Annotated in this window: 10 protein-coding genes and 1 pseudogene; 8 read left to right on the plus strand and 3 right to left on the minus strand. The window is 68.0% G+C overall.

All coding sequences use genetic code 11. The features are described from left to right. Positions 1–24: 24 nt before the first annotated feature. From ACH492_RS21600 to ACH492_RS21610, 3 genes are read left to right on the plus strand one after another with little or no spacing between them, the layout of a single operon-like run. Positions 25–699, plus strand: a complete 675-nt coding sequence (locus tag ACH492_RS21600) for an urease accessory protein UreF (RefSeq protein WP_398988860.1) — start codon at positions 25–27, stop codon at positions 697–699. 26 nt (positions 700–725) lie between these two features. Beyond that, entirely contained in the window at positions 726–1421 is a 696-nt protein-coding gene (gene ureG, locus ACH492_RS21605; protein WP_398988862.1) for an urease accessory protein UreG, read from the plus strand. Next, on the plus strand, positions 1418–2374 hold the full coding sequence (locus ACH492_RS21610) for an urease accessory protein UreD (protein ID WP_398988864.1): 957 nt from the start codon (positions 1418–1420) through the stop codon (positions 2372–2374). The genes ureG and ACH492_RS21610 overlap by 4 nt, the downstream gene beginning before the upstream one ends. Before the next feature lie 1339 nt (positions 2375–3713). On the opposite strand, the gene ACH492_RS21615 is transcribed toward ACH492_RS21610, so the two are convergent. Beyond that, positions 3714–4694: a GNAT family N-acetyltransferase gene (locus tag ACH492_RS21615; protein WP_398988866.1), complete on the minus strand. Its 981-nt coding sequence runs from the start codon at positions 4692–4694 to the stop codon at positions 3714–3716. A 622-nt stretch (positions 4695–5316) separates the two neighbouring features. Beyond that, positions 5317–5427, minus strand: a pseudogene (locus ACH492_RS21620) (cation transporter); the annotation flags it as partial. 815 nt (positions 5428–6242) lie between these two features. On the opposite strand from ACH492_RS21620, the gene ACH492_RS21625 reads away from it, so the two are divergent. From ACH492_RS21625 to ACH492_RS21635, 3 genes are all read left to right on the plus strand, one after another. After that, entirely contained in the window at positions 6243–8294 is a 2052-nt protein-coding gene (locus tag ACH492_RS21625) for a hypothetical protein (protein WP_398988868.1), read from the plus strand. Positions 8295–8389: 95 nt separating this feature from the next. Further along, positions 8390–9022: a DUF6461 domain-containing protein gene (locus ACH492_RS21630; protein ID WP_398988870.1), complete on the plus strand. Its 633-nt coding sequence runs from the start codon at positions 8390–8392 to the stop codon at positions 9020–9022. Between the two features lie 323 nt (positions 9023–9345). Beyond that, a complete protein-coding gene (locus ACH492_RS21635) occupies positions 9346–9693 on the plus strand; it encodes a hypothetical protein (RefSeq protein WP_398988873.1) in 348 nt (115 codons plus the stop codon). A 149-nt stretch (positions 9694–9842) separates the two neighbouring features. On the opposite strand, the gene ACH492_RS21640 is transcribed toward ACH492_RS21635, so the two are convergent. After that, on the minus strand, positions 9843–11252 hold the full coding sequence (locus ACH492_RS21640; protein ID WP_398988875.1) for a DNRLRE domain-containing protein: 1410 nt from the start codon (positions 11250–11252) through the stop codon (positions 9843–9845). A 251-nt stretch (positions 11253–11503) separates the two neighbouring features. Here ACH492_RS21640 and ACH492_RS21645 point away from each other — a divergent pair, with 251 nt between their 5' ends. Both ACH492_RS21645 and ACH492_RS21650 read left to right on the plus strand, forming a co-directional pair. After that, the gene (locus ACH492_RS21645) at positions 11504–12868 is read left to right on the plus strand and encodes an MFS transporter (RefSeq protein ID WP_398988877.1); all 1365 of its coding nucleotides are present in this window, start codon (positions 11504–11506) and stop codon (positions 12866–12868) included. After that, a complete protein-coding gene (locus tag ACH492_RS21650; RefSeq protein WP_398988878.1) occupies positions 12865–13863 on the plus strand; it encodes a TolB family protein in 999 nt (332 codons plus the stop codon). The genes ACH492_RS21645 and ACH492_RS21650 overlap by 4 nt, the downstream gene beginning before the upstream one ends. Positions 13864–13940: the final 77 nt, after the last annotated feature.

A 13940-nucleotide genomic window follows, 5' to 3' on the forward strand; every position in this document is an offset into this window, starting at 1 on the left:
GTGAAAGGCGGGCCGCTGCCCCCCATGAGCCGTGCTGCCCTGCTCGTCCTGGCTGATGGCCGCTTTCCCGCCGGTGGGCATGCCCACTCCGGCGGTGTGGAGGCCGCTGTTGCCTCTCAAGGCGTGTACGACACCGCAAGTCTGGAGGCCTTTTGCCGGGGGCGCCTGCACACCGCCGGGCTGACCGCGGCCGGGCTCGCCGCCGCAGCGGCCACCGGATACGACCTTCTGATGCTGGACGAGGCTGCCGATGCCCGCACGCCCGTGCCGGCGCTGCGACAGGTCGCCCGCAGGCTCGGCCGGCAGATGTTGCGGGCGGCGCGCATCACCTGGCCCTCGCCCGACCTCGACCGGCTCGCCCGCGTCCTGCCGCAAGGAGCGCACCAGCCGGTCGTCCTCGGTCTTGCGGCCCGCGCCGCCGGCCTGACGCCGTTCGATGCCGCTCAGTGCGCCGCGTACGAGAGCGTCAGCGGGCCGGCGACCGCGGCGGTGAGGCTGCTGAGCCTTGACCCGTTCGAAGCGACCGCCCTCCTGGCGCGGCTCGCCGGTGAACTCGACGAGGTCGCCCGAACCGCGGCCGACGCGGCGGATCGCGTAGCCGCCGAGGGCGTCGGCGGGCTGCCCGCCGCGTCCTCTCCGCTGCTGGACATCACCGGTGAGCGACACGCCGCCTGGAGCGTTCGTCTCTTCGCTTCCTGACCTGCCTCAACCGACCTGGAGCCGCCGTGCACCTCGACCATCCCACGACCATGCCCCACCGCCACGCCTTCAGCGCCGATGCGCTGCGCCCCGACGGCAGCCGTCGCGCCCTGCGGGTCGGGCTGGGCGGGCCCGTGGGCTCGGGCAAGACCGCGACCGTGGCCGGGCTGTGCCGTGCGCTGCGGGACCAGTTGTCCATCGCCGTGGTCACCAATGACATCTATACGCGTGAGGACGCGGAGTTCCTGCGCCGCGAGGCCGTGCTGCCGCCAGAGCGGATCACCGCCGTAGAGACCGGTGCCTGCCCGCACACCGCGATCCGCGACGACATCTCCGCCAACCTTGAAGCGGTGGAGCAGTTGGAGCAGATGCTGCAACCGCTGGACCTGATCCTCATCGAATCCGGAGGGGACAACCTCACCGCCACCTTCTCGCGCGGCCTCGTCGACACTCAAGTGTTCGTGATCGACGTGGCAAGCGGCGACGACATCCCGCGCAAGGGCGGGCCCGGCATCACCACCGCCGACCTCCTCGTGGTCAACAAAACTGACCTCGCGCCGTATGTCGGTGCCGACTTGGACACCATGGCAGCCGACGCGAAGAAGCAGCGCGGCGCTCTGCCGGTCGCATTCACCAGCCTCGCCTCGGCCGACGGGATCCGTCCGGTCGCCCACTGGGTCACCGGGCGTCTCTCCGCGTGGCGTGCCGGGGTCGCCGCGTGACCGCCGCGCAACTGCCGACCTCGACACGGGCGCCGGCCGGCTACCAGCCGGGAGCTGAAGAAGGCGAGGCGGGGAAAGGGGGGGCAGCCGAGGTCCCTTCTGCATTTCAGGCGCACACGCCCGGCACCCAGCCCAGTGCCCAGAGCCGCGCACCCGAGGACCGCACCTCCGTCCTCGACCCCACCGGCGTCCGCGCCACCGCCCGTATCCGTGCCGCCCACAACGGTCGCACCACGACGCTCCCGCTCCTGCACAACGACGGTCCGTTCCATCTGCGCCGGCTGCGAGCCCGCGACGGGCGGGCGCGGGTCTGCGTGATCGGGGCGATGAGCGCACCGCTCGGCGGGGACCGCCTCGAACTCGACATCGCGGCCGAGGCGCGATCCGAGCTGGAGGTGACCACTGCCGCCGCCACCATCGCGCTGCCCGGCTCCACCACTGCCCCTGCAACCTACGACGTCCGACTCACCGTCGGCGAGAACGCATCCCTGAACTGGCTGCCACAGCCGTTGATCAGCGCCCGAGGCAGCACCCTGCACCAGTCCTACGCCGTGGAACTCGCCTCCACCTCCCGCCTGCTGTTGCGGGAAGAACAGCTCCTCGGCCGCACGGCGGAGCCCCCCGGTCATCTCTCCACCCGCCTGACCGTGCGGCGCGACGGCCAACTGCTCCTCGATCAGCACACCGCCTACGGGTGCCCGGCACCGGCGTGGGACGGCCCCGCAGTCCTGGGCGGGCACCGCGCCGTCGGACAACTCCTCGCCGTTTACCCCGAGCTAGCCGCAGATCAGACGCCATACTTCATCGGTGACGACCCGGCGGAGGGATGCGCCGTCCTAACCCCTCTCGCCAACGGGCCAGCACTGCTGGCCACCGCCGTCGCATCGACACCGGCCCACCTGCGCCGCCTCCTCGACACGGCTCTCGCACACGTCCTGATCGCACAGGCATGAGCGGTTTTGTGTGCTCCTTTGAGTCCCGTCGACCAGATCGCCCGACCGGCAGCGGCATTAGTGAGTAGCGATGAACAGTCCGCTGGATGATCACGATTCTTGACAGGGCCGAGTGGCTGGCAGCGAGAGGCCCGCCGCCCTGAAGGGCAGGAAGTTAACCCCAGAAGCGGAGCAGGTCGGCTGTTGCCGGGACGTGGCACACGGCTCGGAAGGTGCGTGTGGACAGCATCGACATAAGCCACCGTCGCGATCCCGCTGGTGCTGCACGACGCGCCTGCCGGGAGAGCTTCCGCCGGATCATGGACACGGTTGACCCCACTCTGGTCGACGCCGCCGAGCACTCGCTGGGCGAGGTCGTGACCGTGCGCGCGGTGAGCGAGCTCCGGCTGCGCTGGATCGGCGCCTGAGCGAGCCGGTTGAGCAGAAAATTGCGCGTTGGAAGGGAAATCCGCTGCGCGGAGGTTCGAGTCCCTTTCCGAGCTGGCGCGTTCGCTCTTCTGTACTTCGATCCAGTCCAACCGGGACGCATTCGGGACGCGGTCAGGACACAAGGACAGGAACAGACTGACAAAGACGAAGTAACACCGACACAGCTCGCCCGCTTTGACCAGCAAAAACGTCGTGGATCGGCGTAGATCGACAAGGGCCGCCAAGATCCCCAAAGGACTCATAATCCGTCGGCCGTGGGTTCGAGTCCCACCCGCCCCACCTGAAGCATGTTCTGACCTGCGGAAACGTTCCTCGCGAGGTGTTGGAGCGTCAACTCCGGCTCAGCGGACCGAATCCGCTGCTCGCGAGTTCGGTCCCGGAGTGATCTATGCCGGTTTGCAATTCGCTGACCTGCGCGGATGTATCGACCCGCCGTTGGTGCGAGCCACCGCAGGTGGCTGGCCTGACGGTCGGAACTGTGAATTCGGGACGCTGGCAGGACACAGGTACCGGGAAGTGTCCACGAGAGGTCCGAGCACGCCGACCGCTGCGGGGTCCGGTCCACGGGGTGGTGGATGTGGTTGATGAGGCGGCCGCCTGGGATTGCGGTGGCATGCTCCTACACGGGTAGCCCCCGGTGATTGGCTGAAGGCGTACAGGAACGGGCCGAACTGAAAACGGCCCCGCGGACGCCCAGCTGCGGATGGCGGCTGATATTCGCCTGAGCCCATTTCTGGGGCCAGGCGGCTCGGCACCAGGCTCTCGGACTGTCCCTCGCACGCGTGGCTCTGTCCATGAGAAGGGACTGCACTTCGACAGTGGTCCGGGAGGTGTCTGGCCGTCGGCGCCGACGCGGAATGGTCACGGGTTCGGGCAGCACCGGGCCTTCCTCGCCGAGTGTGGCGGGGTCTCAGCGCCAGTCGTCGATCACGTAGGCGTCGGGGTGGCTGTAGCCGGGTTCGTTGGGCCTGTGCATGGTCACGCCCTGCAACCAGGTGCGGAAACCGCGATCGACCATTCGGCGGTAGGCATCCGGGCGGCCCAGGTTCATCCCGGCGTCCAGTTGACCCAGTCCGCGCTCGGCGGCGAGCCGCTCGCACGCGCCAAGCAGTCGTTCGAACCGGTCGGCCGCCTCCGGGCCAGGGCGCACGGCGCCGAATTTGACGAAGCACACGTCCTCTCCGGCCTCCGACCCGGCTCCGCAGTGGCAGACGGCCAGGCCATCGAGCTCGGAGCCGGCCCCCTGGAGCAGGATGGTGTCACCGAGTCCCTGCGCGTGCGTGGCCACGATCTCGCGTTCCACGCTCAGGCCCTCGTACACGGCCCCGGTCAGTGTGCGACAAAGGCTCAGGGCGTCGGGCTGCTCGGCGGCGGGCAGCTGGCCGTACAGCACTCGGCCGGGGACTGCGGCACTGCCTGCGACCTGCTTCTTCATGATGGCTGTGAGGAATCGGGGCCAGAAACCGTACTGGCGGTAGAGCTCAAGGTGCTTGGGACTGTGCGAGAAGGTGAACAGGCCGAGGTGGCGGTTCTCCCAGGTGTCGAAGCAGTCCATGACCGGCTCCATGAGGCGCTTGCCGATGCCCTGGTCCCACAGGTCCGGACGTACGGTCAGCGGGCCGAAGTACCCGACGCTGCCCCAGTTGACGGCGAAGTTCGATGCAACGACTTCGCCCTCGATCGTCGCTGCGAAGGCCGCCTGTGGATCGGCCGCCCAGCGAGTGCGGACGTAGTCGGCGGTCCCGAAGAACGTCTTCGGCTCGGGAGCCCCGAGGAACGTCCCGAAGGCGACCCTGAAGATCTCGTCGGCCCGATCCAGGTCCACCTCACCCAGCGGGCGGACCGACACGCGGCCCGTGCCACTCTTGCGCTCCCCTGCCGGTGGGATCATCGCTCTCTCCTTCCGGCCCCCTGTTTCATCGCACCACGGGCGTGCGCCGCAGGCGAGGCGAGAGGTCCACCGATACCCAGGGACCGAGGACCCGGCCGGTCTGCCTTGCCTGTCCGCCGGGAACTGCAGCAGTCACCAGGCCGAATACGACCGGTCAACAACGGCTACTACGGGTACCGAGGCCCAGGAAGGCCACCCTCTGCCCGGCCGGGGCGTCAGTGGACGGGTGCTGTCCGTTCGCGTGAACATCGACCTCGGCCCCGGGCGCGCGCCTCCCGGATCACCTTCTTGGGGCTGCTCGCCTCCGGCAGCGGTACGCAAGCGGGAGCAGGCGAGGGGCCTGGGCCTGAAGAGGCCAGAACGAGAACGGCCCGAACTGAAAACGGTCCGGCCAGGCCGCCGTCGCTGACGCGCAGTTCCACCCACCCCGATCGCTCAGATTTGGTGGCAGGTGCTCGTCGCCGGGTTGCCCCCCGCGATTGGCTGGAGGCGTACAGGAAACGGTTCGAATTGATAGCCGGCCTGAAGGGTCGCAACTGCCCGGATGTCGCCCAAAAGGATGCGGGACGTCGCCGCAGAGACGGGCGCCCATGGCACTCGCCGGATCAGCCGTGCAGGGGCTCGAGGCGGCGCAGCCGCAGGCTGTTGCCGCCCGGCGCTGCGTGGGGGACAGGAACGGCATGACCGCGAGGGACAGCGCGGCAAGCACCATCCCAGGCAGGGAATGCTCCGCCCAAGTTGATGCCGCGATGCGCGAGCTGATCGCGGCCCGCAGCTGCTGACAGTCTTCCGTTTCGCTTCGTACGCGCCCGACCTCAACCCGGCCGAGAGTGTGAGGGCACACCTGAAGAACAGCCTGGGCAACCTTGCCCCGTGCAGCATCGACGAACTCGCCGCACTGGCCCGCACCCGACCCAACGCATGCAGTGCCAGGCCGACCTCCTTGGCGGCTTCATCGCCGCGACCGGACTCATCCCGTCCCGCCACGTCGTCACCCCGAACCGAAGACCTCAGTAGCGTGAGTCGGAGCATGGCGTAGCCGCTCTGACGCGACGGGCCCCGGACTCACCTGGATCGGAGTGCGGGGCCCGTCGTTTGCCAGGGGCAGGCGAGGCCTCTCAGGTCCCGTTCGAACTCGAAGTGGTCCCACACCGGCTCGCGAATGTCGCCGTACGGATCGTCGTCCTCGACTACGGCCGCGTCATCCAGACCGGCGTCCCGGGCGAGCCTCCGCAGGCGGTGGCCCTCTCCGTGAATCAGCCAGAGAGCATGAACGTGTGGGCGATTGGGGCTTGTTGGCAACGCTCGCGAGTCCTCTGGCAGGGCGTTATTGAACCGTCATTCCGCTGTGCACAACCCTGGTCAAACTGTGGTGATCGTCACCTCTCCATTGGTCTGGTTGCCTCGTTCGCCTGGTTGGTCCGGTAGCCCTTGGGGCGTCGATCGGCATAGGAATGCCTGAGGCGACATCGAACGCGCGTCGCAATTTGGTAACTGACCAACCAGGCCCCCCTGCTGGGCGGGCGGGGCGCGAGAGGATCACCCAACTTGTCTGCGAAAATACGATTAAGGTGCATACTGTCCCGCATTGCCATCGGCACGGCGCTGCTCACCGCTGCACCCCTCGCCGTGGTGAGCGGGGCCGCCGCACAAGACATCCAGCCGACCGCCTCGGGTACGCACTTCACCTCGAATCCCGACCCGAACGGTGCGCCGTCGGCGAGACCGGCGGCCGGTCCGGAGAAGGCCACCCTGGCGGCAGCAAGCCGCCCGGTTTCAGGCAAGAACCCCCAAGCGGGCCCGACCTTCACTCAGGTGTCCGGGGTGTGGAACGTCAACACCTCCATGGCCGTCCTGCGTAACAGCGTCACCGACGCTGACGGCGACAAGGCCAACCTGACCTTCGAGGTCTGGACGACCGACGCCAACGGCAACCCGAAGACCCAGGTCAAACTCACTGACGACAACCCGTACGGCGTTCTGGTGTCCGGCTTCGTGGCGTCCGGCAAGACCGCCGAAGTCACCGTTCCCAACGGGAAGCTGAAGCCGGGCACCACCTACACCTTCCGCACCTCCGCCTACGACGGCAGCCTCTACGAGACGTCCTGGTCTCCCTGGGCGAAGTTCCGTATCCACGTCCGCGCGGTGGACATCACGCTGCCGGCGCCGAACGACAAAGCCGTGAACCCGGCCTTCGACAACTCCTGGCAGCCGGTTCCCGGCTGGGGTTCGGTCGAGACGAAGAAGCTCGTCGGAGTAAATGAGCGGCACTGCCAGCCTGCCGGGAACGGCAACCAGCTCTGCATCACCTCGTCCCCAGCGACCAAGGCGGACATCACGAAGGCGAAGGAGAGCCGGGGCCGACTGAAGGGCATCCGGGCTGCCGCGCCGCCGTTGAACGACACTTGCGAGGTCGGCGGGACGCAAGGCAAATACGTGTCGATCTTCACCCGTGACGCGGCGTGCATGTACAACAAGCTGTCCGTCGAGGTGACCGACGAACAGCAAACGGAGTCCAAGGGCTACCAGGAATTCCTGATGTCCTACCACATGAAGACCGCCATGACCGGCATTGATCTGAAGCTGTGGGCTCGCATCACCCCGCTGCCCATGCCCGCCGGGAAGGTGCCGTTCCCGGCGCAGCCTGGCGCGATCAAGCTGACGATCACCCCGATGTGCAGCGCAGGATGCGTCGACAAGCCTTCCTACGCGTGGGACGGCAACCTGATGTGGGGCGGCTCGTACGACATCGACCCGCACGAGGAGACCGGTACAGCCACGGTGAAGTGGTCCGGCGGCGTTCCGGACGAGTCGGGGAAGAAGGACCGGGATCTGTCGCAGGACATGGCGTTCGCGCCGTTCGCGACGTTCTCCACCAGCGTTCCGGAGACCTTCCCCACCGACAAAAGCCACGGCCTGATCGGAAACCCCGTCTACGCCCGCTGCGACATGGTGTATTCCCCGGCAGGCTGCGTCTTCCGTGACTACATGCCCGGCTACGTGTTCAACACCGCCAAGGCGCCGGCTGCTGCCGCACATGCCTGGCTGATCAACACCAAGATCCGCAAGGGTGCGCCCCTGAACTACCTCCCGGACCGCAGGGGAGAGACCGGCGCTCATGGTGAGCGCAACGCCTACGGCCGTGACCCGGACGCCAACCGGAGGGTCATCTGCCCGGACGGCTGGGCCGCGAACAATGGACACCCCGACACCACGACGGTTCCCGACATCAGCACCAACGACAAGCCCAGTTGTGACGAGTTCGCCTTCGCCGCCAGCTACAACAGCGGCGGTATGCCGAAGGACATGGAGGGCACCAACCCGGTCACCTCCGGCGACCAGTGCGTGCAGACCTTCGCTACGAAGCTCACGGACGGCACCTGGAAGCTGTACGACGACGAGCGCAAGGCCGGCCCCACGTGGAAGGAGGTCTGTGGCCGGTCGGCGATGTCCGGGTGGGTCAACTCCACGTCCATGGCCCGCTTCTCGACCTTCACAAGCCAGTTCCGCCTTCTCGACCAGGATCTGTACTTTGTCAGGACGCCTGGATTCGAGAAGTGCGACGCGAGTAAGGCGATCGTGAAATGCGACATCAGGTAGCCCCCTAGAAGGACAAGCCCCGTCGGTTGAGAAGCGGGGCGTCGCGGGGGACGGCGCCATGCGCGGTCCCCCGCGACCTGCACAGGAGGAGAGAGATGAACGATGGAATAGGCTGGATCGCCCGCGACGAGATCGCCTGGATCGGCTACTGCATCACGCTGGCACGCGGCCTGGAGCCCGAGGAACTGGTCAGGCGTCTCGCGACGGATTCGGCCCCTCTCCCTCTGGGCCACTACACCGGCTATGACCTGAACACCTATCTGGACGAGCGCGAGGGGGAGCGGCGCCAGAACGACTCCATTGCAGTACGGTACGGCGCCAGCGGGGACCTCGCCTTCGCCGTAGCGGACGGTTACTGGCCCGGAGAGATGAACACCGGACCCCTCCACGGTGTGTCCAAAGATGGCGCTCACGTCTTCCGTCTGTACTACGAGAGCCAAAACCCGAAGCTGCCGCCGCCCGATTTCAGTTACTTCCATGACGGGCACTACATGTGCGGATTCGACATGTACATGCACACGTGGTCGCATGAGATCACAGGATCCCGCCCCGACCTGGTAAGCGCCGCCGTCCAGGCCGCAGGCATCCCCGACGAGAATAGGCGGGACGTGGCACACGCCAAGTCCCTCGCCGTCGTCGAGGAGCAGTTCAGTCTCACCCTCCCCAAGGAACAGGTGCTGCACGGGGCGCTTCCCGCCGCACTGATCAAAGGACAGGTCCCTGCGTGAAAGTGGCGTTGGCCGCTGTAACGTGCCCCGCACTCTTCCGGGCCGGAGTGCGGGGCTTGGCGTTTGTCAGGACTGAGCACTGCGTTCATAACCCTCGACATGGCCTTCATCGTCCGGATCCGCCTGCTGCGCAGATCGCTGAGCCAGATCGCTTTGATCGCCGCTGGCGCTCGCTCCACTCGGGTCAACGCTCACAACAGCACGGCCTGGCCGCGTCATTGGGCGCTGATGGCGATCCGGACGTTGCCTACCCAACTCCGCGGCGGTGCTGGGGTCATGGACGGTTCGGGGCCGTTGGCCGACTTGTTTCGCAACAACGATCGATGGCTGACGCTGGCCGAGGAGCCAGGCCGCGCCCTCGTGCTGGGCAGGGTGGCGCGGCTCTGGCGGCCGGTTCCGGCGGGACACTGCTGTCCGCAGCCCAACGCCGCTCCGGACGCGAGCTGGGCTCCGTTTCGGCGGTCGCGGACTCCAAGCAGACCCTGCTCTGCACTTATCTGGCGGCGGTACTGCTGCTCGGCCTGGCCCTCCGCGTCACTCTCGCCGGAGAGAGCAACTGGATCGGCTACCGCGAACTGACGGCTCTTGACGCCGCTGACCGTGTCGGCCATGCAGGTCTGGTGGCATGGCTGCGAGGTCGTGGTGGGAGGTCCGCCGCCGACCTGGCCTGACAACCTCGGCCAGCCGTACGCCGCGCCGAGCCACGGCCGGGCCGTGTACGTCGCCGCCAGTCCGGCAGCGGCCTCCGATGCATCGAAGTCGACGGGGCTGTCCGGGGCTTCGCCGCGGACAGCCCCTGCCTGGTGCGAGAGGTGATCACTCAGTGGCAGGTGGTGGTGCCGCTGTCGCTGTAGGTCTTGCCCGCCTCGGGCACGAACTGCCAGTCATAGCTGTTGGCGTGCAGGGTGAACTTGAGCACGCCATAGGTGTCGCTGTTGCGGGCTTGGCTGTTGGGCAGGATGGTGCCGAAGCTGTAGTGGCTGGCGCCGCCCATGCCGGCGACGAAGTGCCGGATGCCGCGGGCGGTGTCGAGCTGACCGCTCGGGTTCATGGGAGCGAACCGCTCGTACTGGTGGTTGTGGCCTGTGGCGATCACCTCGGCGTTGTTGTCGTACAGCGCCTGGACGAGAGGTCCGGTCGAGGTGTTGGGGGCGTGGTTGGCACCCGAGGTGAACCGCGGCTTGTGCCAGTAGGCGATGGTGCACGGCTTGGTGCTGGCAGTCAGGTCAGAACGCAGCCACTGCTCCTGCGCCGAGCCGACGGACATGCTGACTTCGGAGTTCAGCGAGACCACGTGCCAGTTGCCCAGGTCGTAGGAGTAGTAGCCCCGCCCGGACGGGCCGGCGTTGGCACCGAAGTAGTTGTAGTAACCCGTGGCTCCCGACGTGTGGTAGTCGTGGTTGCCGGGCGAGGGACGGGTGCGGGCCTTGTGCCGCCCCCAGGTCGGCTCGTAGTAGGTGGTGAAGTTCGACGCCGTGCCGTCCGGGTAGGCGTTGTCCCCGGCGGTGAACACTGTGCCGGAGATGCCGTCCAGCAGGTTGGCGGTCGCGGTGTCGCCCGAGCCGGAGGTGGCGATGTCGCCCGCGCCGACCAGCACCGGGTCACCCGACGGCGGCGGAGTGCTGGACGTGGGCGTGGGGCTCGGCGACGGGCCGCTGCCGGTGCTGATCACCAGCTGCGGCGCGTCGGCGCCGCTCTCCCTCGAGTCGTAGTAGGCGCCGTCGGAGCTGGTGGAGGTCGCGCCGATGCTGAAGGTGCCGTTGCCGGTCACCAGCGAGGTCACGTCGATCTCGTACCAGGTGTCCTTGGTTACCGAGCCGAGGCTGCCCAGCGTCGCGCCGTTGATGGCGGGCTTGTTGTTCCAGGTCGTGCCGGTCTCCGACCACGTGGTGTTGGTCATCGCCCGATACGTGCCGCCGTTGCTGCTGCCGTTGTTGCCGCTGATGGTGCGGATCCGCAGCTTGGCACTGGTCACCGGCTCGGTCAGACCGCTGACTGTGAACTTCAGGAACGACTGGCGCACGGGCGAGTTGTCGACGACGAACTGGGTCGAGGTGCCGTAGTTGGTGGACGGGGTGCTGTCCTGCACGTAGGTGTCGGCGATCGGGGTGAACGTGTTTGTGGCTGCGGTAGCCGTGGGAGCGGTCGTCAGCAAGGCTGCGACGGCGGCGGTCGTCAGCGCGACTGCTCCTCCCGCCATCGCAGATCTCTGGAAGCGGCGGATGCCCATCAGGTGATCCCTTCTGAGGTCAGGGCTGTGGAGGGCAATGAGGGAACTTAGGGACACACCGGAGCCATCAGCACGCGGTTGGATGAACGTTGAGCGTGCTGTGAGTGAGGTCTCTTCGTGCTCGCTCACACGTTCTGACGACCCGTGAGTAGGCCACCGGCTGTTCATCGACCGCATGTCTGCCTGCCGACTGCCGTGCGTGGTTCAGGCGCTGCCGACACCGGACGATGGGCCGTCGTCATCACCATGGAGTGCCGCTGCAGGCGAAGGCTCCGTGGGCGTCCGTCGTCGTGGCGGCGGTCCCCCAACCGCTCGGCCGGCGCAAGCCGCAGGAGGTGGGCAACCGCGTGTACCTGTCGACAATCGGCTGGTCCAGGGCGGCCGGCAAAGCAGGCGAGCCCGGCAGGCGCCGACTGCCGGCGATCAGCGCCAACGTCTTCGCTCTCGGCACCGTAAGCCTGGTCACCGACATCTCCGCCGAGATGGTCACCGCGGTCCTCCCGCTCTACCTCGTACTCGGCCTGCAGCTGAGCCCGATGGCCTACGGAGTGATCGACGGGGTCTATACCGGTGCAACGGCGGTGCTGCGGATCGTCGGCGGATACATCGCCGACCGGGTGCGCAGCCGCAAGGCGGTGGCGGGCGTCGGCTACGCGCTCTCGGCCGTGGCCAAGCTCGGATTGTTAGCGGCAGGCCGGTCGGTCGCCGCCGTCGGGCTGGTCATCGCGGTCGATCGGACCGGCAAAGGGCTGCGCACGGCGCCTCGGGACGCGCTGATCACGCTGTCGACACCACCGGAAGCCCTCGGTCGGGCCTTCGGAGTGCACCGTGCGATGGACAGCTTCGGCGCCTTCCTCGGCCCGCTGGTGGCCTTGGCGGTCCTTGCCGCCGCCGGCCAGTCCTTCGACGCGGTCTTCGTCACCAGCTTCTGCGTTGCTGTCCTCGGCGTCGTGCTGCTCGTGCTGTTCGTACGCGACCGGCGCGATCCGCAGCCCGCGGCCGGGACCGTCTCACCGCGCGGTGCCGCATCGATGCTGAAGGCCGCGCCGGTCCGCCGCCTCGTACTCGCCGCCTGCTTCCTCGGGCTTGCCACTATCGGCGACGGCTTCGTCTACCTGCTCCTGCAGCGACGTGAAGAGCTGAGCGCAGGCTGGTTTCCGCTGCTCGCGGTTGGCACCAACCTTGGCTACCTGCTCCTCGCCGCCCCCATCGGCGCCCTGGCCGACCGGGTCGGCAGGCTGCCCGTCATGCTGGGCGGCTACACCGCGCTGATCGCCGTCTACCTGTTGCTGTTCGGTCCACTGGGCGGGTGGTCGCTGATCGTCCTGACGCTCGGGCTTTACGGCATCTTCTACGCCGCCACCGACGGCGTATTCATGGCGCTGGCAGGCCCGCTGCTGCCAGAACGGCTGCGCACCACCGGCATCGCCATCGTCCAGACCGGCCAGGCACTGGCCTACCTCGTCTCCTCGGTCCTGTTCGGGATGGCCTGGCAGGCATGGGGTCCGGTGGCCGCCAGCAGGGTGGCAGCCGCAGGCGTCGTCGTGGCGATCATCGCCACCGCGGTGCTGCTCGCTCGGCGACCCGATGCCGTCATCCCGGAGGAATCCAGTTGAGCGCCCTCACCCAGCGGACCCGGATCGCCATCCTCTTGGCCGCCACCGTTGTACTCGCCGCCGTCGCCATCGGCTACATCCGGCTGGCCGCCGACCGGACCGCCACCGCCGACCGCACCGCCGATCCGTTCACCGCCGCCGCGGACCGCGCAACGCTCGTTGCGGGCCGACGCCTGCTGGTGGTGAGCGACCGTCACCTCGCCACAGTCTCCCGGGACAACCCGAACGGCCCGCGGAGGGTCGCCCCGCTGGAGTGCGTCCGCGTCTACGCCGCGGCAGGCACCGGCGTCTGCGTGCGTCCCGACTCCCCGTGGTCCTACAGCCTCGTCGTCCTCGACCAGGAGCTCCGTGAGAAGCGCGCGTTCCGGGTCCCCGGTCTGCCGAACCGAGCCCGGGTGTCAGCCAGCGGTCGCATGGTGGCCTGGACGACCTTCGTCGGAGGCGACTCCTACAACAGCGGCGGCTTCTCCACCCGTACCGGCATCCTCGACACCCGCACCGGCGCGCTCGTCAGCACACTGGAGAAGTTTGCGGTGACCAGAGAGGGCAGGCCCTACCAGGCCGCCGACCTCAATTTCTGGGGCGTCACCTTCACCGCTGACGACAACCGGTTCTACGCGACCGTGTCCACGGCCGGCCGCCGGTACCTCGTCGAGGGCGACTTCGCCGCCAGAACCGTCCGCACGCTCAAGGAGAACGTTGAGTGCCCGTCGTTGTCACCGGACGGCACCCGAATCGCGTTCAAGGAGGCCGTCGGCGCAGATCCCACCCGCGGTTGGCGGCTGTCCGTGCTCGAACTGGCCTCGATGAGGGTGACGCCACTGGCCGAGACCCGCAGCATCGACGACCAGGCAGCCTGGCTCGACAACGCCACTGTCGCCTACACGGTGCGAGACAGCAGCGGCGACCCCGACGTCTGGTCCGTGCCGTCCGACGGGTCCGGCACACCTCGCCTGCTGGTACCCGACTCCGAATCTCCTGCCGCACTGGGCTGACGCTGAGTCAGCCACGTGCTCTGAGGGGTACTTGGGCGATCACCGCTGTCGCCGGGTGCCCCGCAAAACAGGAGCGC

This window comes from Streptomyces sp. NPDC019443 (assembly GCF_044389785.1).
GTDB lineage: Bacteria > Actinomycetota > Actinomycetes > Streptomycetales > Streptomycetaceae > Streptomyces.

Coding starts and splice junctions, on each gene's coding strand:
- ACH492_RS21640 (WP_398988875.1), bottom strand. CDS start 11,252: ATGGGCATCCGCCGCTTCCAGAGATCTGCGATGGCGGGAGGAGCAGTC.
- ACH492_RS21615 (WP_398988866.1), bottom strand. CDS start 4,694: ATGATCCCACCGGCAGGGGAGCGCAAGAGTGGCACGGGCCGCGTGTCG.
- ACH492_RS21635 (WP_398988873.1), top strand. CDS start 9,346: ATGGCTGACGCTGGCCGAGGAGCCAGGCCGCGCCCTCGTGCTGGGCAG.
- ACH492_RS21630 (WP_398988870.1), top strand. CDS start 8,390: ATGAACGATGGAATAGGCTGGATCGCCCGCGACGAGATCGCCTGGATC.
- ACH492_RS21600 (WP_398988860.1), top strand. CDS start 25: ATGAGCCGTGCTGCCCTGCTCGTCCTGGCTGATGGCCGCTTTCCCGCC.